28 protein-coding genes are annotated in these 20,378 nt (G+C 67.0%); 9 read left to right on the top strand and 19 right to left on the bottom strand.

The annotated features are described in order from the left end of the window. Positions 1-2: 2 nt before the first annotated feature. The 5 genes from KBZ22_RS12605 to KBZ22_RS12585 all read right to left on the bottom strand — a co-directional run bounded on the left by KBZ22_RS12605 (position 3) and on the right by KBZ22_RS12585 (position 4,101). Positions 3-497 (bottom strand): DUF3122 domain-containing protein, encoded by a 495-nt coding sequence (locus KBZ22_RS12605; RefSeq protein WP_255022223.1) that lies wholly within the window; start codon positions 495-497, stop codon positions 3-5. Then, positions 494-2,995, bottom strand: a complete 2,502-nt coding sequence (locus KBZ22_RS12600) for a GH116 family glycosyl hydrolase (RefSeq protein ID WP_255022222.1) — start codon at positions 2,993-2,995, stop codon at positions 494-496. Before KBZ22_RS12600 ends, KBZ22_RS12605 begins: the two co-directional genes overlap by 4 nt. Positions 2,996-3,138: 143 nt before the next feature. Continuing rightward, complete coding sequence (locus tag KBZ22_RS12595) at positions 3,139-3,543, bottom strand: PIN domain nuclease (RefSeq protein ID WP_254941967.1); 405 nt, start codon at positions 3,541-3,543, stop codon at positions 3,139-3,141. Further along, complete coding sequence (locus tag KBZ22_RS12590; RefSeq protein WP_255022221.1) at positions 3,540-3,737, bottom strand: hypothetical protein; 198 nt, start codon at positions 3,735-3,737, stop codon at positions 3,540-3,542. The genes KBZ22_RS12595 and KBZ22_RS12590 overlap by 4 nt, the downstream gene beginning before the upstream one ends. 121 nt (positions 3,738-3,858) lie before the next feature. Next, on the bottom strand, positions 3,859-4,101 hold the full coding sequence (locus KBZ22_RS12585) for a hypothetical protein (protein ID WP_255022220.1): 243 nt from the start codon (positions 4,099-4,101) through the stop codon (positions 3,859-3,861). A 70-nt stretch (positions 4,102-4,171) separates the two neighbouring features. On the opposite strand from KBZ22_RS12585, the gene cbiE reads away from it, so the two are divergent. Then, complete coding sequence (cbiE, locus tag KBZ22_RS12580; protein ID WP_255022219.1) at positions 4,172-5,452, top strand: precorrin-6y C5,15-methyltransferase (decarboxylating) subunit CbiE; 1,281 nt, start codon at positions 4,172-4,174, stop codon at positions 5,450-5,452. Here the strand turns inward: cbiE and KBZ22_RS12575 are convergent. Genes KBZ22_RS12575 through pheS form a run of 4 tightly spaced genes read right to left on the bottom strand, consistent with a single transcriptional unit; the run spans position 5,415 to position 8,551 of the window. Next, on the bottom strand, positions 5,415-5,906 hold the full coding sequence (locus KBZ22_RS12575; RefSeq protein WP_255022218.1) for a DUF192 domain-containing protein: 492 nt from the start codon (positions 5,904-5,906) through the stop codon (positions 5,415-5,417). The genes cbiE and KBZ22_RS12575 overlap by 38 nt on opposite strands. Next, entirely contained in the window at positions 5,903-6,574 is a 672-nt protein-coding gene (locus KBZ22_RS12570) for a response regulator transcription factor (RefSeq protein ID WP_255022217.1), read from the bottom strand. The genes KBZ22_RS12575 and KBZ22_RS12570 overlap by 4 nt, the downstream gene beginning before the upstream one ends. Then, entirely contained in the window at positions 6,571-7,488 is a 918-nt protein-coding gene (locus KBZ22_RS12565) for an NAD(+) kinase (protein ID WP_255022216.1), read from the bottom strand. The genes KBZ22_RS12570 and KBZ22_RS12565 overlap by 4 nt, the downstream gene beginning before the upstream one ends. Before the next feature lie 55 nt (positions 7,489-7,543). Then, positions 7,544-8,551, bottom strand: coding sequence for a phenylalanine--tRNA ligase subunit alpha (pheS, locus tag KBZ22_RS12560; RefSeq protein WP_106502230.1), 1,008 nt, complete (start codon positions 8,549-8,551; stop codon positions 7,544-7,546). 72 nt (positions 8,552-8,623) lie between these two features. Between pheS and surE the strand changes: the two genes are divergently transcribed. Further along, a complete protein-coding gene (gene surE / locus KBZ22_RS12555; RefSeq protein ID WP_106502229.1) occupies positions 8,624-9,409 on the top strand; it encodes a 5'/3'-nucleotidase SurE in 786 nt (261 codons plus the stop codon). A gap of 11 nt (positions 9,410-9,420) precedes the next feature. Here surE and KBZ22_RS12550 read toward each other — a convergent pair whose 3' ends face one another. Next, positions 9,421-10,002 (bottom strand): DUF3611 family protein, encoded by a 582-nt coding sequence (locus KBZ22_RS12550; RefSeq protein WP_255022215.1) that lies wholly within the window; start codon positions 10,000-10,002, stop codon positions 9,421-9,423. A 77-nt stretch (positions 10,003-10,079) separates the two neighbouring features. Between KBZ22_RS12550 and KBZ22_RS12545 the strand changes: the two genes are divergently transcribed. From KBZ22_RS12545 to KBZ22_RS12525, 5 genes are all read left to right on the top strand, one after another. Next, positions 10,080-11,063, top strand: coding sequence for a bifunctional riboflavin kinase/FAD synthetase (locus KBZ22_RS12545; protein ID WP_255022234.1), 984 nt, complete (start codon positions 10,080-10,082; stop codon positions 11,061-11,063). Positions 11,064-11,139: 76 nt separating this feature from the next. After that, complete coding sequence (locus KBZ22_RS12540; protein WP_255022214.1) at positions 11,140-12,219, top strand: thiamine phosphate synthase; 1,080 nt, start codon at positions 11,140-11,142, stop codon at positions 12,217-12,219. Next, the gene (thiS, locus tag KBZ22_RS12535) at positions 12,219-12,422 is read left to right on the top strand and encodes a sulfur carrier protein ThiS (protein ID WP_254998420.1); all 204 of its coding nucleotides are present in this window, start codon (positions 12,219-12,221) and stop codon (positions 12,420-12,422) included. The genes KBZ22_RS12540 and thiS overlap by 1 nt, the downstream gene beginning before the upstream one ends. A gap of 82 nt (positions 12,423-12,504) precedes the next feature. Beyond that, entirely contained in the window at positions 12,505-13,422 is a 918-nt protein-coding gene (locus KBZ22_RS12530; RefSeq protein WP_254942843.1) for a DUF1517 domain-containing protein, read from the top strand. Positions 13,423-13,528: 106 nt separating this feature from the next. Then, positions 13,529-13,687: a hypothetical protein gene (locus KBZ22_RS12525; RefSeq protein ID WP_254937779.1), complete on the top strand. Its 159-nt coding sequence runs from the start codon at positions 13,529-13,531 to the stop codon at positions 13,685-13,687. Here the strand turns inward: KBZ22_RS12525 and larB are convergent. Genes larB through KBZ22_RS12505 form a run of 4 tightly spaced genes read right to left on the bottom strand, consistent with a single transcriptional unit; the run spans position 13,661 to position 15,817 of the window. Next, complete coding sequence (larB, locus tag KBZ22_RS12520; RefSeq protein ID WP_255022213.1) at positions 13,661-14,407, bottom strand: nickel pincer cofactor biosynthesis protein LarB; 747 nt, start codon at positions 14,405-14,407, stop codon at positions 13,661-13,663. The genes KBZ22_RS12525 and larB overlap by 27 nt on opposite strands. After that, the gene (locus KBZ22_RS12515) at positions 14,404-14,796 is read right to left on the bottom strand and encodes a TIGR03792 family protein (protein WP_255022212.1); all 393 of its coding nucleotides are present in this window, start codon (positions 14,794-14,796) and stop codon (positions 14,404-14,406) included. The genes larB and KBZ22_RS12515 overlap by 4 nt, the downstream gene beginning before the upstream one ends. A 56-nt stretch (positions 14,797-14,852) precedes the next feature. Continuing rightward, positions 14,853-15,338 (bottom strand): 2-C-methyl-D-erythritol 2,4-cyclodiphosphate synthase, encoded by a 486-nt coding sequence (gene ispF, locus KBZ22_RS12510; protein ID WP_255022211.1) that lies wholly within the window; start codon positions 15,336-15,338, stop codon positions 14,853-14,855. A 59-nt stretch (positions 15,339-15,397) separates the two neighbouring features. Further along, positions 15,398-15,817, bottom strand: a complete 420-nt coding sequence (locus tag KBZ22_RS12505; RefSeq protein ID WP_255022210.1) for an NfeD family protein — start codon at positions 15,815-15,817, stop codon at positions 15,398-15,400. Positions 15,818-15,892: 75 nt separating this feature from the next. Here KBZ22_RS12505 and KBZ22_RS12500 point away from each other — a divergent pair, with 75 nt between their 5' ends. Continuing rightward, positions 15,893-16,774: an SPFH domain-containing protein gene (locus KBZ22_RS12500; protein WP_255022233.1), complete on the top strand. Its 882-nt coding sequence runs from the start codon at positions 15,893-15,895 to the stop codon at positions 16,772-16,774. Here KBZ22_RS12500 and KBZ22_RS12495 read toward each other — a convergent pair. From KBZ22_RS12495 to era, 5 genes are read right to left on the bottom strand one after another with little or no spacing between them, the layout of a single operon-like run. Continuing rightward, positions 16,765-17,193: a heavy metal-binding domain-containing protein gene (locus tag KBZ22_RS12495; protein ID WP_396112087.1), complete on the bottom strand. Its 429-nt coding sequence runs from the start codon at positions 17,191-17,193 to the stop codon at positions 16,765-16,767. The genes KBZ22_RS12500 and KBZ22_RS12495 overlap by 10 nt on opposite strands. A gap of 11 nt (positions 17,194-17,204) precedes the next feature. Continuing rightward, on the bottom strand, positions 17,205-17,906 hold the full coding sequence (gene trmD / locus KBZ22_RS12490; RefSeq protein ID WP_255022209.1) for a tRNA (guanosine(37)-N1)-methyltransferase TrmD: 702 nt from the start codon (positions 17,904-17,906) through the stop codon (positions 17,205-17,207). 4 nt (positions 17,907-17,910) lie between these two features. Beyond that, positions 17,911-18,414, bottom strand: a complete 504-nt coding sequence (locus KBZ22_RS12485; RefSeq protein ID WP_255022208.1) for a phycobiliprotein lyase — start codon at positions 18,412-18,414, stop codon at positions 17,911-17,913. Between the two features lie 13 nt (positions 18,415-18,427). Further along, positions 18,428-18,766: a hypothetical protein gene (locus tag KBZ22_RS12480; protein WP_255022207.1), complete on the bottom strand. Its 339-nt coding sequence runs from the start codon at positions 18,764-18,766 to the stop codon at positions 18,428-18,430. Positions 18,767-18,802: 36 nt separating this feature from the next. Continuing rightward, on the bottom strand, positions 18,803-19,732 hold the full coding sequence (era, locus tag KBZ22_RS12475; protein ID WP_255022206.1) for a GTPase Era: 930 nt from the start codon (positions 19,730-19,732) through the stop codon (positions 18,803-18,805). An 87-nt stretch (positions 19,733-19,819) separates the two neighbouring features. Between era and KBZ22_RS12470 the strand changes: the two genes are divergently transcribed. After that, complete coding sequence (locus tag KBZ22_RS12470; protein WP_255022205.1) at positions 19,820-20,341, top strand: hypothetical protein; 522 nt, start codon at positions 19,820-19,822, stop codon at positions 20,339-20,341. The last annotated feature ends 37 nt before the right edge of the window (positions 20,342-20,378 follow it).

Genomic DNA, 20,378 nt, shown 5'->3' with positions numbered 1-20,378 from the left:
GCTCATCCAGCAGCGCTGGGCAGGCTGCGCCATTCCGCCACCACAAATGGCGGCACCGGCAGCTCCACAAACACCCCCGGCAGCACCAGGCGCAGCGGCCGGTCCTGGTGCAGGTCGGCCAGCAGGGGGGCCAGATCAAACTCGGCGGCGGCGGCGCGGCCATCACCCGCCAGCTGGGGATTGGCCAGGGTCACATCGGCCAGCTCCCAGCTGAAGTGGCCGCTGCGCACCTGCAGGGATGTGGGGTGATCTAGCCGCACCTTGCCTGGATAGCCCACGATGCGCAGCTTCAGGGGGCCGCCTGGGGGGCCTTCGCGGTAAGCCACCACCTGCCAGCTCTGGTAGTCGAGGTCGCGCAGGCTTTCGAGGCTGCGCACCACCGGGATGCCGTTCTCGTCGTTGTGGGCGTGCACTAGGGCCTGGGCCGGTATGGGCAGGCTCAGCCAGAGCCCTAGCGCCAGCAAGGGGGCCAGCAGCAGGGAAAGCAGGTGTTTCATGGTTGGCGCTCAGCGCCTGGAATCCCTTGCCAGTTGGTGTGGGTAGCCCATAGGGCCCAGATCGCCATGGCGCGCAAGTAGTGGCAGGCCCGGAAGGTGTTCACGCCAGTGATCGCCTCGGGGGTGCGGAACTGCAGGCCGCCGCTATACACCTGCTCCACCACGGCGCCCGTGATGGCAAAGGCCGTGCTGGTTTCTCCCATCAAGCGGTAGTAGGCCGCCAGGCCGAAGTTGATGCCGGTCCACACCTCAAGGGGATGGGTGCCGTTGGGATCGAGCGGGGTGCCATCGCGGCGCAGGCCATTGGCCACGCCAAGCCGCCCGCCCTGGAAACCCTCAAAGCACGACTCTTTAATCGCTTTGAGCGCACTGCTGGCGCGCTCATCAGCCACCACGGCGGGCAGTCCCAGCAGGCGGGCATAGAAGTCGCCGCAGAGCTGGTCTGCCATCACCACCGGCGTGCCGCTCTCGGCATCGATTTTGTAAAACTCGCCGTTCCAGAGCAGCAGGTCGAAGTTGGCGCGCGACTGCTCCAGCCAGCCGCCCAGTTGGCGCTGTTCGCCGCTGGTGTCTAGCCCTAGCTCCAGTTGCAGCTGCTGGGCGATCGCTAGCCCCGCCTCCAGGGCGGCGATCCAGAGGGCGCCGCAGTAGGCACTGACGCCCTTAAGCGGCCAGTCGTCGAAGGTTTGGTCGGGGGCGCCGCCGTTGTCGGGCAGGCCGTCGTTGTTGACGTCGAAAGTTTTGAGGTAGGTGAGGGCCTGGATAGCCGCCGGCCAGCACTCGGACAGGAAGCCGAGGTCTGGGCCGTTGGGAGCGAGCTTGAAGGTGCGCCACACCTGCAGCACATAGTCGCTGGCCAGGTCTTTCCAGAGATTGCAGTCTTGATAGGCGGTGTAATTGGTGGCCTCAAACGGCCGCTCGTTGGGGGCACCCAGATCGTGGGGGGTGGCACCGGCCAGTTTGCGGGCGGCCTCCACCCGGCCCTTGCCCTGGGTGAAATACCAGCCGATCGGCCGCAGCGTGGAATCGGCAGCGGGGATGGCGCGGGCGAAACTGCGCAGCACGGCCTTGTCGAGCTCGGGCCAGAGCTGCAGCAGGGCAAAGGAGCCATAAAGCCGCACGTCCAGGCTTTCGTACCAGGCGTAGTCGAGGCACTCGAGCACGCCAAACTGACCCACCGGATCGCCTGCAGCCGCAGCTGTCCAGAGGCTGCCGCCACTGGCTAGGTCGTATAGCTCGTTGAACAGCGCCATCCGCAGTGGTTCGGGCAGATCGCTGCGCTCCAGCACCGGCTTTTGCCAGGCCTCGATCTGGGCGCGCCAGTCGCGCCAGTCGCGCAGAGCCTCGGCGGCGATGGCGGCGGCGCTGGTGCCGCTATCGCCGCTGGCCTCTCCGCCAAAAAAATCGCTGTAGCGGCGCAGGGCGCGGCTGCCGGTGGCGAAGGCCGTGACCGGCAGGTCCCAGCTGATCACCAGGGGGATTTCGATGCTGGCTCCCGGCTCCAGGCAGCACTTCACCGCCAGGGCGGCGCTGGCAGGGTCGCTATCGCCACTGCGGCGGTCGTTGTTGCTATCAGGAATCGAGCCGTCGCGGGCGAAGGGTTCCCACAGCTCAGCGCCACTGCCGCTGGGATCCCAACGGCTGCAGCGCTGCACTTCGAGGTGGTCGGCGGTGGCGATGCACCACTGGCCCTGGCCCTCGGCGAGGGGGGTGACGCGCTCACCATCAAGCAGCACCCCCTTGAGCCCCGGTTGCTCCACCCAGGTATTGCGGTGGCCCTTGCTGCGGCCGATCGCCGGCACGTAGTTGTGCTCTGGGCTGCCGTCATCTCGAAACGTGACTGCTGCTGTGGGATCTGTGTTGGTGAACCAGCCCGTGGTGTTGCGCCAGCTCAGCAGCAGGGAGAGGTCGAGGGGCCGGTTGGTGGGGTTGGTGAGGGTCCAGACGAACACCGCCACCGGGTAGCTGGTGCGCTGGTAGTCGCCCGGCAGGATCGGACTGAAGGCTTCGCAGCTCACCTCGGCTTGGAACACACCCGTGTACTGGGTGCTGCTGATCGGGTAGCGGGCGGCATAGGTGCCGGTGCGCTGCTTGTCGCTACTGGCGGGATACCAGCTCCAGGCGCTCAGGGGTTCGCCGGCTGCGGGCCTGGAGGCATCGACCTCTGGCTTCACCGCTAGGGCATGGGCGCGACTCTGGTCGCCGTCGGTTTCAAACAGGGCGAACTGGCAGTCGGGCAAGTTGCCAAACCAGTGCTCGCCGCCATCGAGGTGCCACAGGTTGAAGGAGCCATCGGGGGCGCGGCCGATGCAGCCGGCGCCGAAGCCCCCCAAGGGCATGCCGTGGTTGGGGCCGTCGTCGAGGTTGCTGGCATAACGCACCGTGTAGGGCTGCTCCCAACCCAGGCCAAAGGCCCGGCTCCAGCTACTGCTGCCAGCGGTGGGAGCCCCGTTGCCCTTCAGCAGCGATGTGAGGGCTGAAAGGCCGAAGCGCGCCATGGGGCCAGAAAAGGTGCGTCCAGCTTGTCAGAGGTTGCTGGCGGCTGGGACTGGGCTTCCTGCAGGGGCTCTAACGGAAGTGGTGTGAGCAGAAGATGGCAGGAAAATGCGATGGCTAGATGAACGTAAAGGCCTCGAATGGGTCAGGCAGGGCGTTCAAGGCGCTGCAGGCGCAGCTCACTCACCGAGGCGATGGCTTCGAAATCGGCATCGAAACTCACCAACACCGCGTTGTGGTGCAGAGCCACGGCGGCCACAAGGAGGTCGAGGCTGAGAACCGTCTGACCGATCTGGCGGCAGGCCTGGCCCAGGTCGATCGCCCGCTGCCACAGATCTGCAGGGGTGGAGAGCGTGGGCAGGGTGGCGAACTGGGCTGTCAGTTGGTGGGTTTCGTCTGGACGGGCTGAACGCAGCATCTCAAAACGCACCGGTTCCGCCAGGTGGGCCTCAGGGTCGAGCACGAAGGGCGCAATGAACTGTTTGAGGGGGGCCGGGCTCCGGGAACGGGTGAAGTCGATCCACAGGCTGGTGTCGAGCAGCAGGGTCATGGAGCGAACTCCTGGTTCCGTTGGCGCTCGCGCTCCTGGTCGGCCTCGTAGCTCTCCAGCTGCACGCCCCATTCGCCGCTGAGAAATCGCTGAGCGATCTGGGCGCGACGGTGCTGCTGCAGGGCCTCCTCCATCAGGCGGCGGATGGCGGGCCCCTTCTTGCGCTCGCCGGTGAGCTCCAGGATTTCGGTCATCTCAGTATCCGAAAGTTCAACAGTCACTTTCATGGTTTCAGTCTCTTCAAGTCCGACCCTGGGAGCAGTTTATGCGGATTTTGATGTTGGACTGGTGGTCGGGATTGAGCAGAGCCGATCACTAGGCCTGGTTCGCTGGCGCCTGGAAACCCCCATTCACCTCCTGATCCACCAGGGCGTCGAGGGTTACGGCCGAGCGCACCAGGGCCTGATAGCGCTGCACCACCCGGCGGTTGCGTTCGATCCAATTGCCGGGATCGCCGCTGGGCAGGCCCGTGCCGTCGCCGGCCAGCAGCTCCAGGTCGTTTTGCTGGGCTAGCAGGGCCAGCACCAGGTCGTGGATGCGCTGGCGGCGGTCGCTCATGGCTGGGTCCGGTGGCACAGGCCGGCCATCATGGCTGCAGTGACCGTGGGGCGCCCTGGCTCAGCAGGCCGTGTTGGAGGTGGTCGGCACCGATGCCGGGGGGGTGGCTGCGCTGCCGGCCCCCAGCCTCGCCTTGGTGCGAGATGCCCAGCTGCTGCTTGCCCCCCAGCGCTTGCTGGCGGAGCTTGGCCCCTGGTGGCAGGAGGAACAGGGGGGCGGCCGCATCCCGGCGGGGAACCCCTGCCCCCAGCTCCTGGCCAGCGATCGGCCCGAGCAGATTTTCGGCCCGCTGGAGCAGGCCCTGGCGACGGGCCGGCCGGTGGTGCTGCTCGCTAGTGGCGACCCGCTTTGGTTTGGCATCGGCCGCCTGCTGCTGCAGCGCTTTCCGGCCGCCCAGCTGCGCTTTCATCCCGCCCCCTGCTCGCTGCAGCTGGCCTTTGCCCGCCTCGGTCGCCCCTGGCAGGACGCCAGCTGGATCAGCCTGCATGGCCGCGACCCCGAACCCCTGGCCGCCGCCTTGCAGAAGCGACCACCTGCCTTGGCGGTGCTCACCGACCCGGGCCGCGGCGGCGCCGAGGAGGTGCGGCGGATCCTGGCGGCCTCTGGCCTGGAGGCGGCCTATGCCTTCTGGCTGTGCGAGCGGCTGGGCCATCCGGCGGAGCGGATGCAGCGGCTGGTCCCCGGAGCACCGCTGCCGATCGACTTCGATCCGCTGCATCTGGTGCTGCTGATCGCTGAGCCGCCGGCGCCCCCGGCTGATCCCGCCGCCCTACCCCTGTTTGGCCTTGAAGACGGCCTGTTCCTCCAGCACGACGACCGCCCCGGCTTGATGACCAAGCGGGAGGTGCGCATTCAGCTGCTGGCCGATCTGGAGCTGCCCGAGTGCGGCGTGCTCTGGGATATCGGCGCCGGCGTGGGTTCGGTGGGGCTCGAGGCGCTGCGGCTGCGGCCTGGCCTGGCTCTCTGGGCCTTGGAGGCGCGGGGCGGCTCTGCAGCTCTGATCGCAGCCAATGCCGAGCGGCTGGGGGTGCGGCCGGAGGGGATTCACGAGGGCCGGGCCCCCGAGGCCCTGGCGGAGCTGCCCGATCCGGATCGGGTGCTGATCGGCGGAGGTGGCCGGGAGCGGGTGGCGGTGCTGGCGGCGGTGCTGCAGCGACTGCAGCCCGGCGGGGTGGTGGTGATCCCCCTGGCCACGGTGGAAGCTTTGGCGGAGTTGCGGCCGCTGCTGGAGCAGGCTGGCTGCCAGGTGGCGCTGGCCCAGCACCAGGCCTGGCGCGGTGCCCCCCTCGCCGATGGCACCCGTCTGGCGCCGCTTAATCCCGTGCTGGTGCTGAAGGGGCGGCTGCCTTGATGGCCTCTAGCCGCACCGCCGTGCCCACCTGGATGCCCTGGGCTGCGGCCTGGCCGGCGGCAAGCTCCAGCACGCCGTCCACCTCCTGATCAGGGCCGTAGCTGCGGCAGGGCAGGTGCAGGCAGGGTTTGGTGTGGGCTTCGATCGCCACCACCCGGCCGCCCTGCACAAACAACATGTCGAGGGGTTCGGGGGTGCGATGCATCCAGAAGCGCGCCAGAGACGGCGGGTTGTAGGGGAACCACATGCCCCGCAATGGCGTTAGCGCTGGGCGCAGCTGCAGTCCCTTGATTTGCTTTTCGGGGGTGTCGGCCACCTCCAGCGCGATGCAGCGATCAGGCGCCAGGCACCACCGGGCCGTGATCGGCAGCCATTGGGGCGGCGGCGGCGTGAAGCCGCACAGCAGGGCAGCCACTCCAGGCAGGGCTAGCCCCCAGCCGCGTCTGGCGCTCATTCGCGGGTCTCCAGCTGGGGCAGCCGCTCGCTCAGGCAGTAGCCCTGACCGCGGATCGTGTGGATCAGCCGTCGTTCGCCGCCCTCCTCCAGCTTCTGGCGCAGGTAGCGCACATACACCTCAATCACGTTGCTGCTGCTGTTGCTGGCCTGCTCATCGTTCCATACCTGGCGCAGGATCAACTCCCTGCTCACCACAGTGCCCTTGCGCTCCAGCAGCAGCAGCAGCAGCTGGTATTCCCTGGCCGTCAGGCCCACGGGCCGCGCTCCCCGTTTCACTTGGCGGGTGCTGGGATTCAGCACCAGGTCGCTCACCTGCAGTAGCTGGGCTGGCACATTGGCGCGGCTTGTGAGATCTAGATGCAACCGCAGCCGCATCAGCAGGTCGCTGGGGCCGAGGCTCGAAAGCCAGAAGTCGTCTGCTCCTGAGCTGAGGCAGTGGACCCGCGCCTCCACCGTGTCGTCGCCCACATCCAGCAGGACGGGGATGGTGCCCCACTGCTCTCGCAGGGAGGCGATGCGGCCCGAATCGCCGCTGGAGAGCAGCACCGCATCTGGGGTTGCCCCAGCCGGCACAGGCTCCCTGCTGCACGAGTAGCCGGATGCCTCCAGCCGCGGCGCCAGGGCCTCGGCCTCCGGGCCCAGCAGCAGGATGTGGGAATCGTTCATGGCGCCGTGCCGTTGCCGGGCTTGGCCACGTGGGGCAGACCCCAACCCAATTTGTTGCGCAGCACCTGGAAAAACTCGTGGTTGGCCAGCCGCACGAAGCGCACGGGCTGCTCGCTGCGGCGCACCAGGATTCGATCCTCCGGCCAGATGTAACAACCAGCGCTGCCATCCACCACCATCATCAGCCTCTCAGGCGTGGCGGGAAACACCGTCACCGGCTCGCGGTCGCTGAACACCAGGGCGCGCGAAGCCAGCGAATGGGGCGCGATCGGCGTGAGTTGCAGCACCGGGCAGTCGGGGGTGATCACCGGTCCGCCGGCGCTGAGGGCGTAGGCGGTGGAGCCAGTGGGGGTGGCAAGGATCACCCCGTCGGCGGCGATATCGACCGGCGCATGGCGGCCGATGGCGATTTCGAAGTGGCACATCGAGGTGAGCGGCTCGCGGTGCAAGGCCATTTCGTTGAGGCAGAGCACTTCCCAGCGCCGCTGCTCGCCGCGCATCACGCTGACGATCAGCATCGTGCGCTCCTCCACCGTCCACTCGCCGGAGAGCACCTGCTCCAGTGCCCCCTCCAGCTGGTGCAGGTAGGCCTCCGCCAGAAAGCCCAGATGGCCCGTATTGATGGTGAGGATCGGGACGCCAACCGGAGCCGTTTGACGGGCGGCTGAAAGCACGGTGCCGTCGCCGCCCAGCACCACCGCCAGGCTTAGATCCCGGTCGAAGCCGGCCGGCACGCAGGCCGCATAGCCCAGGGTGCGCAGGTGCTGGTCGGGGTTGGCGAAACCCACCATGCCGCCGGAGCTGCTAACCCGCACCACGCCGTATCCGGCCGCCGTAAAGCGCGCCTCGATGGCATCGGCGGTGGACAGGGCGAGGTCCTTGCCGTCATTCACGATCAGTCCGACGCGGGGCACCGATCGGGAAGCGAGGGGCTGCCCGAGTTTATGGGGCTCCAATCAAACCGCCCAACTAAAACTGCTCCAGGAAGCGCAGGTCGCTGGTGTAGAGCCGGCGAATGTCGTCGATGCCGTGGCGCACCATGCAGAAGCGCTCGACACCCAGGCCAGCGGCAAAGCCGCTCCAGCGCTCTGGATCGAGGCCCATACCGGTGAGCACGGCGGGGTCGACCATGCCGCAGCCCATCACCTCCAGCCAGCGGCCACGCCACTGCACATCCACCTCGGCGCTGGGTTCGGTGAAGGGGAAGTAGCTGGCCCGAAAGCGCACCGGTAGGTCGCCGAAAAACTGCTGCAGAAAGGCCGTGACGGTGCCGCGCAGGTGGCTGAAGTCCAACCCCTCATCAATCGCCAGCACCTCCACCTGGTGGAACACGGGCGAGTGGGTGGCATCCACGGCGTCGCGGCGATAAACCCGCCCTGGGGCGATCACCCGCACTGGCGGTGGGTTGTTCTCCAGGTAGCGGATCTGCACCGGCGAGGTGTGGGTGCGCAGCAGTTGGCTATCGCCCAGATAAAAGGTGTCCTGCATGTCCCGGGCGGGGTGATGCTCGGGGATGTTGAGGGCCGTGAAGTTGTAGTAGTCGCTCTCGATCTCAGGCCCCTCCGATACCCGATATCCCAGGCCGGCAAAGATGTCGACGATCTCCTCGATCGTGCTGATTAAGGGGTGGCGGTGGCCCGGCGGCGTGAAGCTGCAGGCCGCAGTGACGTCAATGGTTTCGCCGGCGAGACGCTCGGCCATGGCTGCGCTTTTCACTGCCGTAAGCCGCTCGCCAAGGAGCGCCTGCACCTGCTCTTTGAGCACGTTGGCCCTTTGGCCGATCAGGGGCCGCTCATCGCCAGGCAGCTTGCCCATGGCGCCGAGCACGCCAGAAAGGCGCCCCTTCTTGCCGAGCAGTCCCACTCGAAGTTCTTCCAGTTCAGCAGCGGTGCTGGCGGTGGAGATCTCTGCTGCAGCCTGGCTTTCCAGCGCCTGGAGCTGGTCGGTGAGCTGCTGCAGGGAAACGGTGGCGCTCACGGCAGGGGCGGAGGGATTGCTGACTGTAAGGAGCCGCCCCAGTTACCTTGCGGCTAAATGGCGTTAGGCCCGATGGCACCGCTCAAGATCCTGATCAGCAACGACGACGGGGTCTTCGCTGAAGGCATTCGAACTCTGGCCAATGCGGCTCTGGCCCGCGGCCACCAGGTGAGTGTGGTGTGTCCTGACCAGGAGCGCTCCGCTACGGGCCACGGTCTCACCCTGCAGACCCCCATACGGGCGGAGCGGGCTGATGAGTTGTTCGATGATGGCGTCCAGGCCTGGGCCTGCAGCGGCACCCCCTCGGACTGCGTCAAGCTCGCCCTGTTTTCCTTGCTGGATGAGTGGCCGGATCTGGTGCTCTCCGGCATCAACCACGGCCCCAACCTGGGCACAGATGTGCTGTATTCCGGCACGGTGAGTGCGGCGATGGAGGGCACGATTGAGGGCCTTCCCGCCCTGGCAGTAAGTAGTGCCGACTTTCAATGGCGCCAATTTGCGCCAGCGGCACGCCTCGCCCTCGATGTGGCTGAGCGGATGCTGGCGGAGGGTTGGCCCAGCAACATGTTGCTCAATCTCAATGTGCCGCCCCGGCCGGCTGAGGCGATTGGAGAGCTGCGCTGGTGCAATTCAGCGGTGCGTCGCTACACCGACCAGTTCGAGCAGCGGGTAGACCCCCGCGGCCGCAGCTACTACTGGCTGGCGGGGGAGGTGGTCAACGATCTGGAGGCTCAGGTGTCGGGGCCGGCGGCCTGGCCCACCGATGTGGCCCAGATCAATGCCGGTGGTGTCTCCCTGACGCCGCTCCAACCGGATATTTTTTGGCGCGGCCGCACGGCTGATCTGCCGGTTTGGTGAGCGGCCGTTAATCAGGCTGTGCGGTAAACCCGCTGCAGCAGCCAGAGGCTGATCCAGAGCCCGATCAGATGGGCAAACAGCACTTGGGTGTTGCCCAGCACGGCCAACATCTCGATCGAGGTGATCGGTAGACCGATCACTCGCCCGGCCACGCCAGGGGTTGCCTGGATCTGGGCACCAAAGAAGCCGGGCACCTGTTGGGAGGCCTGCACAAACAGGCTGCCGGCCAGCGACTGATAGCCCAGCACCGCCAGGGTGATGCCGGCCAGGTCGGCCAGCACGCCCCGCTTGATCAGCCGCGAGGTTTCACCCTTGCTGGGCCGCACCGGCGAATTGAGGGCCCGGCCGCAGCGCACCACCAGCCAGCTCTGCCAGATGCACCAGATCAGCAGCAGGAAGGCGATGGTGGTGAGCGAGATGCCAGGCCCCAGGCCGAGGGCGCGGGCTGAATTGGCCGCCAGGCGGCCGCCGATGTTGTTGAAAAGCAGCACCCCAACCACCACCACTCCCAGCACCACCTGGGACCAGAGCCGAATCCAGCCCAGGCGCCGCAATGCCGCGGCGATTAGCTGCAGGTCGAGGCGGTCAGCCATTCAGCCATCCAGATGGGTGCCCCAAAGGTGCCATGGGAGGATCGATTTGGCTCCCGTTGCCTTTGGGTTCCGTAGCGTTGATACCCCTGCGATCCCCCCAGGAGGCCCTGCGCCCCACGGCCATCGCCCTCGGCAGCTTTGACGGCCTGCACCAGGGCCACCGCCGCGTCATCGCGGCGGTTACTGCTGCGGCTGGCGACGAAGTGGCGGCGATTCCCACGGTGGTGAGCTTTTGGCCCCATCCCCGCGAGGTGCTGCACGGCGAGGCGCGCTTACGGCTAGACCTGCCCGCTGAAAAGCTGCATCTGCTGGAGCCCCTGGGCATTGAGCAGCTGGTGCTGGTGCCCTTCAGCCGGGAGCTGGCCGCCCTCAGCCCCGAGGCCTTCGTGGAGCAGGTGCTGGTAGGCCAGCTGGCGGCCCAGCGGGTCGCCGTGGGTGACAACTTCCGCTTCGGGGCCAGCCGCAGCGGCGACAGTCAGGCCTTGGCGGTGATTGGTGCCCGTCACGGCATCGAGGTTCAGGTGCTGCCGATGCTCTGGGATGGTGAGGAGCGGGTGAGCAGCAGCCGCATCCGCCGGGCCCTAGGGGCCGGAGATCTGGCGGAGGCCCGCCGCTTGCTGGAGCGTCCCTATCGCTTCAGCGGCCTGGTGGTGCGTGGCCGCGGGCTTGGTAAGCAACTCGGTTGGCCCACCGCCAACCTGCAGGTGGATGGCCGTAAGTTTTTGCCGCTGGAGGGGGTTTATGCAGCCACCGCATCGGTGGCCGGCGGCCCGATGCTGCCGGCGGTGATGAACCTCGGCCCCCAGCCCACGGTGGATCCCACGGCTCCCTCGGCGGTGGAGGTGCACCTGCTCGATCGGCAGCTGGAGCTTGAGGGATTGGAGCTGGTGGTGGAGCCGCTACAACTGCTGCGCCGCCAGCAAACCTTCGCCAGCTTTGAGCAGCTCGCAGCCCAGATTGCGGACGATGCCCAACTGGCCCGCGCCTTAAGCGCTGGGATAGGCGTGGGTGAGGCCCCAGCCAATGAAGGTGGCGATCCCGCCGAGCAGCAGAATTCCTGAAATCAGCACCAGCATCGGGCTGTCGGTATTGGCCCGATTTGGATTGCCTGGCTCGCCTGCCATTGGCCTCTGTGTGATGGATCCCACCCTAGACAGCTCCTCCAGCCCAGCTCGCGACCGGCTGCTTGATGCCAACCTCGATCGGGCTCGGGAGGGCTTGCGGGTGCTGGAAGATTGGGCCCGCTTTGGCCTCGATCGGGGCGATTTGGTGGTGCGCACCAAGGACATGCGCCAGCGGCTGGGCAGGTTGCATCGCGATGCCTACAAGTTCGCTCGCCATACCGCCACCGATCCGGCCGCGGGCCTCGGCCATCCGGCCCAAGCGGAGCGATCCAGCCCCAGCGCCGTGGTGGGTGCCAACGCCGGCCGGGTGCAGGAGGCTTTGCGGGTGCTGGAGGAATTTGGGCGCAGCAGTGATCCCCTGCTGGCGGAGGAGGCCTCAGCTCTGCGCTATCTGCTCTACGACCTGGAAGTGGATTTGTTGCAGGCCTGTCGGCTGGCCGCTGCGGGCGGGGCGGGCCGCCGAGAGCTGCTGGCTAGCTGCCATCTTTATTTAGTTACCTCGCCAGTGCCAAACCTGGAGGGGGTGGTGGCCGCCGCCCTGGGGGCCGGGGTACGCCTGGTGCAATACCGCGCCAAGGAGGCCGCCGGTCTCGATGACCTGCAAAAACTCAGCCAGGCCCGGGCCCTGCGCCAACTCTGCGCCGCCCATGGCGCCCTGTTTTTGGTGAATGATCGAATTGATATTGCCCTGGCGGTGGAGGCCGACGGGGTGCACCTGGGCCAGGGGGATCTGCCGCCGGCGGTGGCGCGCCAGCTGCTGGGCCCCGATCGGTTGATTGGCCGCAGCACCCATGCCCTGGACCAGCTGCAGCAGGCGGTCAGCGATGGCTGCGACTACCTGGGAGTCGGCCCGGTGGAAGCCACCCCCACCAAGCCCGGCCGGGAGCCGGTGGGGCTCGATTACGTACGCCAGGCCGCGGCGGCTAGTCCGATCCCCTTCTTTGCCATCGGCGGGCTGGAGGCCAGCAAGGTGGCGGCGGTGCGGGCTGCTGGAGCCCAGCGGATTGCGGTGGTGCGGGCGATCACCGAGGCGGTTGATCCGGCTGCTGCCACCGCCGAGCTGCTGGCAGCACTTGAGGCGCCGGCTCTGTGATCACCCTGCAGGTAAACGGCGATCAGCGAGTTTGCTCAGACGGGCTCAATTTGGAGCAGGCCCTGCTGGAACTGGGCTACAAACCCCGCTTGGTGGTGGTGGAGTTCAACGGCACGATTTTGCCCAGACAGCTCTGGCCTGCCCAGCCGGTGGTGGAATCCGATGTGCTGGAGGTGGTCACCATTGTGGGCGGTGGTTCCTAGATTTCGACCAATCGCTTTCAGCGCCTTGGCGCTTTCAACCCGGTTGGTTTTGCGGCGCTGTTTCAGCTTGTTGGCCGTGCCGATGTTGGCCCTGAGCCTGTTGGTGGTGCACCCCAGCCCCAGCTGGGCCGCCAGTGGCGGCCGCATCGGTGGCGGCAGCTTCCGCTCGGCCCCCTCGATGCCAAGAAGCTATGGCGGTGGTGGCTACGGAGGAGGTGGTGGCTACAACAGCGGCTACCGCGGTGGCTACGGGGGAGGGGGCATCGGCTTTCCCTTCCTGATTCCAATGTTTGGTTTCGGTGGTGGCGGCCTGTTCGGTTTCCTTGTGCTGATGGCCGTGGGAGGTCTGTTGCTAAACGCGGTGCGAGGTGGCGGTGGCGGCGGCCAGGGGCCAGCAATTTCCGGCAGCCGCGGCGATCTGGTGGGCGGCGGCCGTCCCGATGGCCCAGTCACGATCAGCCAGCTGCAGGTTGGGCTGCTGGCATCGGCCCGCCAGCTTCAAACCGATCTGCGCCGTCTAGCTGGCAGCGCTGACACCAGCCATGCGGCGGGCCTCCAAGCCCTGCTTCAAGAGACCACCTTGGCCCTGCTGCGCCACCCCGACCTCTGGGTCTATGCCAATTCAGAGGTGGGTCAGGTTCCTTTTGGTAGTGCCGAATCCACCTTTAATCGCCTCTCGATGACTGAGCGCAGCAAGTTGCAGCGGGAGGTCACCACCAATGTGGGCGGCAAGCGCTTTAGCGATGACAGCGTGGCTGCAGGTGATAGCGATGCCAGTAGCGATTTCATCGCCGTCACCCTGCTGGTAGCAAGCCGCAGCCGGCTTGCTCTTAAGGGTTCGGGCAGTGCGGACCAGGTGCGTGATTCGCTGCAGCAGCTCGGCGCCGTCGGCGCCGCTGATCTGCTGGCGATCGAGGTGATCTGGCAGCCTGAAGGGGCCGGTGAAGTGCTGAGCACCGAAGAATTGCTGACGGCCTACCCCCAGCTCCAACACCTCTAGGACTGTTGTCCTGGTTCGAGTCCCAAACGGCGAGGGGAGATCGTTGCTTGTCCCCTTGCCCCTAACTGGCTAGCTACCCACACTGCGCTGAGTGCCGGCTGGTTTGATGCTGCGTCGCTCGCCAACCTGGGTTAATACAGCGGTGCTGCTGCAGGCCATCGAGCGCTACGAGCAGGGACTCTTGCCCCGCTCGATGCAGCTCTGGATCCAAGCGGTGCTCGAGATTGAGCAGCCCGGTTCAACTCCCCTGCGTCCAGGCTGCTGACCGGCCAGGCCCGCAGCCCAGGATCCGCAGGGCTGCCATAGCGGCGCCGTAACCGTTGTCGATGTTCACTACCGTGAGCCCGGGGGCGCAACTGGCCAACATGCCGTGCAGGGCGGCTACGCCACCGGCACTTACGCCGTAGCCCACCGCCACTGGCACGCCGATCACCGGCTGGGGCAGCAGCCCGGCCAGCACGGTGGGCAGGGCTCCCTCCATCCCAGCGCAGGCGATCAGCACATCGGCATGACGCAGGTCTTCGAGGCGCTCCAGCAGCCGGTGCAGCCCCGCCACGCCCACATCCAGCACCAGCTCGGTGGCGATGCCATGGCAGGCCAGGGCCAGCTGGGCCTCGGCCGCCACCGGTAAATCGCTGGTGCCGCCGCTTAGCACCGCTACCCGACCCAGCCTTGATTCTGGGCTTGGTAGGAGGCCGGCGCTGAGACAGCGGGCCTGGGAATGGTGCCGCAGAATCCAGGCCTCCCCTCGCTCCGGCCCAAGTAGTGCTGCCACGGCTTCCGCCTTCTCAGGGGAGACGCGGGTCACAAGCGCCAGCTCTCCTAAGCCATGCAACTCTTCCAGGATCCGGGCGATCTGCTCGGCACTTTTGTGCTCGCCCCAGATCGCCTCCACCATCCCCAGCCGCTGGCGGCGGCCAAGGTCGAGCCGATGCTCCGGGCTGCCGAGCACGTAGGTGGCCTGGTCTGCGCTGATGCGGCTCATGGCGGCAGCAGCTCTCCTTCAAACACCAGCGGGAAGGGGTTGCCTTGCGATTGGCCGGTGGCCGCCTGGGCCAGCTGCTCGAAGCGCTCCTGCACCGCCTGCACCGCTTGCGGCGGAATCGCCTTCCAGTGCTCGCGATCGACCCAGCGGATCAGCAGGGTGCCCTCCTCGGTGACGGGATCCCAGAGCAGCTGGCGATCGAGAAAGCCCTCCTGCTGGGCCAGCCAGGGTTCCCAGCTGCCCCGTTCCGCCTCAAGCCAGGCCTGGCGGCCCTCGGCCGGTACCTTCAGGCGCAGGTGTTCCACCACCACCACGTCGTAGGAGCCATCGGGCTCGGCAAAGGCCGCATGCACCGGGCTGGCTTGGCTGGAGAGCAGCACCAGGGTCATCCCTAGAAGCAATATCGATCTCACAAACTTAGAAAAGCTGGACTGCCAGAGGCGGCTCACGGCTTTTGCAGCAGGACCACGGCGTGGCAGGAGATGCCCTCTTCGCGGCCTTCAGCCCCCAGCTGCTCGTTGGTGGTGGCCTTGACGCCAACCTGATCGGCTGCCAGCCCCATGCGGGAGGCGATGGCAGAACGCATCGCGGCGATGTGGGGCTTGAGCTTGGGCCGCTCGGCCACCAGCACTGAATCCACATTCACCACGCTCCAACCCCGCTCCATCACCAGGGCCACTACCTGCTCCAGCAGCTCCAGGCTGTCGGCCCCCTGCCACTGCGGGTCTTCCGGCGGGAAATACAGGCCGATGTCGCCCAGGGAAAGGGCCCCCAGCAGGGCATCCATGATTGCGTGCACCAGCACGTCGGCATCGCTGTGGCCATCAAGCCCCAGACCGGCGGGATGCTCCAGCCGCTGGCCGCCCAGGATCAGGGCCCGACCGGGCACCAGCCGGTGGATGTCGTAGCCATTGCCGATGCGCAGTTGCATGGAGTGGGGGTGCTTGGTCCCAGTCTCCCCTAGGGCTGGATCTACACCAAGACCCAATCTCACCCAGGCCCCAGCACCTGCAGCTGATTGCCCTCGCGGCCTAGCACGGTCACGACCGCACCCGGGCTGAGGGCTTGGCTGCTGCCCAGGTTGACGGCGCTCCAGCTTTGGCCGTGCCAGCGCACCCGACCCGTTTCGCTGCCGTTGAAGCCACTGAGCACCGTTGCGGTTTGCGCTGGCGGCAGGCTGCGATGTCGCTGCCGCGTTGACCAGCGCCGCAGACCCAGCACCCCCAGGCAGGTGAGGCCCGCCAGTAGCCCTAGCTGCAGCAGGGGCGGCAGCGGTAGCCAGGCCGTCGCCACTGACAACACCAGGGCCACCACCGCCGCCGGCAGCAGGCCATCCACCTCAGCACCCGCCAGGGCAAGCAGCAGCAGGCCGGTGGCCAGCAGCAGCCAGAGGAGCGACACGGGAGCCATGGCGGCGCGGCGGGCGTGGGTGGTTCAGCCCGCCCATGCTGACTAGCGTTGGCATCTCCTGCTCGGATTCCCGCCGTGGAAGCTCTGCTCTCCCTGCCCGCCTTGGTGCTGATGGCCCTGCTGGGAGTTAGCAGCGTCAAGGTCACCAGCGGCGGCCAGTCGCGCCTGGTGGAGCGCCTTGGCAAGTACGACCGCCAGCTGCAGCCGGGCCTGTCCCTGGTGCTGCCGGTGCTGGAGAAGGTGGTGAGCCATGAATCACTTAAGGAGCGGGTGCTCGATATCCCGCCCCAGCAGTGCATCACCCGCGACAACGTCGGCATCGAGGTGGATGCGGTTGTTTATTGGCAGCTGCTGGAGCACGCCCGCGCCTACTACGCCGTCGACAACCTGCAGGCAGCCATGGTGAACCTGGTGCTCACCCAGATCCGCGCCGAGATGGGCAAGCTCGACCTCGACCAAACCTTCACCACCCGCCAGGAGGTGAATGAGGTGCTGATGAAGGAGCTGGATCAGGCCACCGATCCCTGGGGCGTGAAGGTGACGCGGGTGGAGCTACGCGATATCCAGCCCTCCCGGGTCGTGCAGCAGGCGATGGAGCAGCAGATGACAGCTGAGCGGGAGAAGCGGGCGGCGATCCTGCGTTCGGAAGGGGAGCGCGACTCCCAGGTGAATGCGGCCCGGGGCCGGGCGGAGGCCCTGCTGCTGGATGCCGAAGCCCAGGCCAAGCAGCAGACCCTGCTCGCCCAGGCCAGGGCCGATGCGGCCAGTCGGCTGGCCGAGGCGATGCAGGCCAACCCTCAAGCAGCAGAGGCGATGCGTTTGCTGCTGGCCGGCGACTGGATGGCCATGGGCGAGCAGATGGCCCATGCGCCTGGAGGCAGTGTGCTGATGGTGGACCCCCAGAGCCCGGCAGCCCTACTCACGGCTTTGCGGGGCCTGCAGCAGGGTCAGAGCTGAGGCGGCAGCGGCGGCGGTGGAAGGCCCCTATCCCCAGAAGCCCAATCCCCAGCAGCCCAATCCCCAGCAGCCTCGAGCCTTACGGCAGTGCCGATGGCGCAAGCCATCAACATTCCACCCGCCTGTCCCAGCACCTCGTAGTCCACCCGCACCCCCACAACGGCATCGGCTCCCAGCAATCGAGCGCGTCTGCCTAGTTCCTGCAGTGCCATCTCCCGGGCCCGCTCCAGAGTGACCTCATAGGACCTAGCCCGCCCGCCGATTAGGTCGCGGATTGAGGCCAGGATGTCGCGAAAGATATTGGCGCCCAAAATGGTTTCGCCGTGCACCAGGCCCAGGTAGTGCCGTATCGGCTGGCCCTCAAGGCTGGAGGTGGTGCTGAGCAGCATCGGTGTTACGGCAACCGGAGGCTTAGCCAAGTTTGCTGTTTCTACTGCTGGAGTTGCTGCTGCGCCTGCCAGCGCCCGAATAAATCCGGCCGGCGTTCGGCGGTGCGCTGCTGCTGCTGCTCAAAGCGCCAGCGGGCGATGGCGCCATGGTCGCCGCTGCGCAGCACCGCCGGCACCTCCAGCTCCCGGAAGTTGGCGGGACGGGTGTAGTGGGGATGCTCGAGCAGTAGGGCGCTGTGGCTCTCCTCCTCGAGGCAGGCCTGGGTACCCACGGTGCCGGGCAGCAGCCGCACTACGCCGTTGATGATCACCGCCGCCGGCAGCTCGCCGCCGGTGAGCACAAAGTCGCCGATCGACACCTCCTCATCAGCTAGGGAGCGGATGCGTTCATCGAATCCTTCGTAGTGGCCGCAGATCAGCACCAGCTGGTCGTAGCCGCTAGCCCAGCGGCGTAGATCGCTCTGCTGCAGGGGCTTGCCCTGGGGGCTCATCAGCAGCACCCGCCGCCGAAGCAGCACCGGGATCGCCTCCACCGCCGCAAATACCGGCTCTGGTTTGAGCACCATGCCGGCGCCGCCGCCATAGGGCTCGTCGTCGACCTTGCGGTATTTGTCGGTGGCGAAATCGCGGGGGTTGTGGGTGTGGAGCGCAGCGATGCCGGCAGCAAAGGCCCGGCCGATCACCCCCAGGCCCAGCAGTGGCGCAAAGGCCTCCGGTGCCAGGCTCACCACATCAAGGCGCATCAGCTCAGCTCGCGGGCACGGAGGGCCGGCTCACCCGGCGGATCTCGGAGCTGAAGCTGGCCCGGCCGGGGCTGCCATCAGCGCTGGTTTCCACCGTGGAGCGCAGCCTCAGATTGGGCTTGGTGAACCAGATCCGCTCGCGCACCTCCCGGCCATCACCTGGGATCACCAGCTCCAGGCTGCCGTCGGGCCAGAGCTGCCAGCGGCCCCGCTGTTCGCCGCTGCGGAAGCCACCTTCGGCGTCGAAGTGCAGCTGCTGCTGGGCCACCGCATCTTTCTGGCCCACTTGCAGGCCGCCCGCCCCACCAGCTGTCTCGGCCTCGAGAAAGGCCACCACCAGCTCGCCGCGGTCGCTTGTGTGCCAGCCGTCGTCGTCGTCATCGCCGGCACTTACCTCGCCGAGGGCGAACTGGCTGCGCAGGCCCATCCATTCGCCGGCGCAACAGCGCAGAAAGGCTCCGATTTCTTCGGGAGGAAATGGGGCGGTGTTGGGTCTGGGCTCGCTCATGGGCGTGATTCTCTCAGCCGCCTGCCCCGCCGTCGCCCATCCAGATCACCTGGTGGCCCTGCTGCTTCAGTCCCTCACGCAATTGAGCAGCGTCGACGACGAATCCAGGTTTGCCGAGGGAGGTTTTGAGGGCCAGTTCCCAGAGGCTCACCACGCTGTACAGCATGGGTAAGCGGCGGTCCATGAGGGTGCCACGCAACGTTGCCGGCAGGCGCTCAGGGGCGATGGCCAGCCTGAGCAGCAGCTCGGCTTTGAGGTCGCAGTCCAGAACCTCAGACCCCTGAAGAAAGCCGAGCGCTTGCTCGACATACCGGGAGAGATTGGTTTTGGCGTCGTGGAGGTTGACTTGCATTGCTTCGGCTTAGCCAGTAGTGCGGCTAAGCAGGTGTCACTCCCCCCGGTAGCCCAGTTCGCTCAAGCGCGCGGCGCTGCGGCGCCAATTGGGCACCACTTTCACGAACAGCTCCAGATACACCGGCCCGTCGATCAATTTCTGCATCTGCTGGCGGGCGCCGCTGCCGATCTCCTTAAGCATGCGGCCCCCTTTGCCGATCAGGATCCCCTTCTGGCTGCTGCGCTCCACCAACACCGTGGCCAGCACGGCGGTGCGCGGCCCGTCGTCGACGATGCGCTCGATCTGCACCGCCACCGAGTGGGGAATCTCCTCGCGGGTCTGGTGCAACACCTGCTCGCGGATCAACTCCGCCAGCAGCAACTGCTCGGGCTGATCGCTCACCGCATCCGGTGGATATAGGTGGGGACCCTCCGGTAGGTCGGCGGCGAGAGCTGCCACCAACTCGCTGGTACCCGCGCCGTTCAAGGCGCTCACCGGATGCAGGGGCCAGCCCGGCACCAGCTCGCGGTAGCTCTGGGCTAGCTCCTCGGTCCGGGCCGGATCCACCAGGTCATTTTTGTTGAGGGCTAGGTGCACTGGTGCGCGGCAGTGCTGCAACATCTCCACGATGAAGCCATCGCCCCGGCCAGCCGGCTCGCTGCCATCCACCAGCAGCAGCACCACATCCACTTCCCCGATGGCGCGGCGGGCGCTCTGCACCAGTCGCTCCCCCAGCAGGTGGTGGGGCTTGTGGATACCCGGCGTATCTAGCAGCACCAGCTGGGCTGTTTCGGTGGTGAGGATCGCCCGCAGCCGGTTGCGGGTGGTTTGGGCAACGGGCGAGGTGATCGCCACCTTTTCGCCCACCAGCTGGTTGAGCAGGGTGGATTTACCCACGTTTGGCCGGCCGATCAGCGCCACGAAGCCGGAGCGAAAGCCTTCAGGGCTCGTGGGTAGGGCCGGGATGGTCGTGGGAAACTCCATAACACCAGCCTGGCAGCCGGCAGGGCCACCCTTGCTGCCTCGGCAGAGTCCATAGGCTGGCTCTCTGGTTGTGCCCTATTCACCGCAATGACTGCTGCTGCCGAACCAACTTTTCAGCAGGCCATGGAGATCACGGCCCAGTGGCTGGCCCTCTGGGAGAACGGTGAACTCAGCGACGAGGTGCTGGCCGACCGGGTGGCTGAGCTGTTGGCAAGCCGCGATGGTGCCAGGGGCTTTTTTGTTGTGAGCCTGGCCGGCGACTGCCCGCTAATGGACCGCCTGCCCGAAACCCTGCTGCTGCAGCTGCGGCTTGCAGGCGAGGGCGTCGTAGATCTCTCGGTCCGCAACCTGGCCATGAGTACGGCGATGGCCCTGCACCATCAACGTGCTGGCGATTCCAGCCAGCAGGGGGCTTCGGAGCGGGTGCAAGCCCGCTGCACCGAACTGCTGCGGAGCCTTGAGCCTCAGGCCGTTAAGGAGCGGCTGGAAATCCTGCTGGCGGCGACCGCCGGGCAGGGAGAAGACGTCGCCTTCCTAGATCGCTGGGGCTACGACGCCGAGCAGCGGAGCTCGATCGCCGCCGCAATCGAAGCTGTGGCTGAGGCTTGAAACGGGCCAAGATGACTTAACTGCCCCGCCGTAGCTT

Source organism: Cyanobium sp. L1E-Cus, from assembly GCF_024345755.1.
GTDB classification, from domain to species: Bacteria; Cyanobacteriota; Cyanobacteriia; order PCC-6307; family Cyanobiaceae; genus Cyanobium_A; species Cyanobium_A usitatum.
The sequence above is the reverse complement of the archived record's forward strand: the minus strand, read 5'-3'. Positions and strand labels throughout refer to the sequence as shown.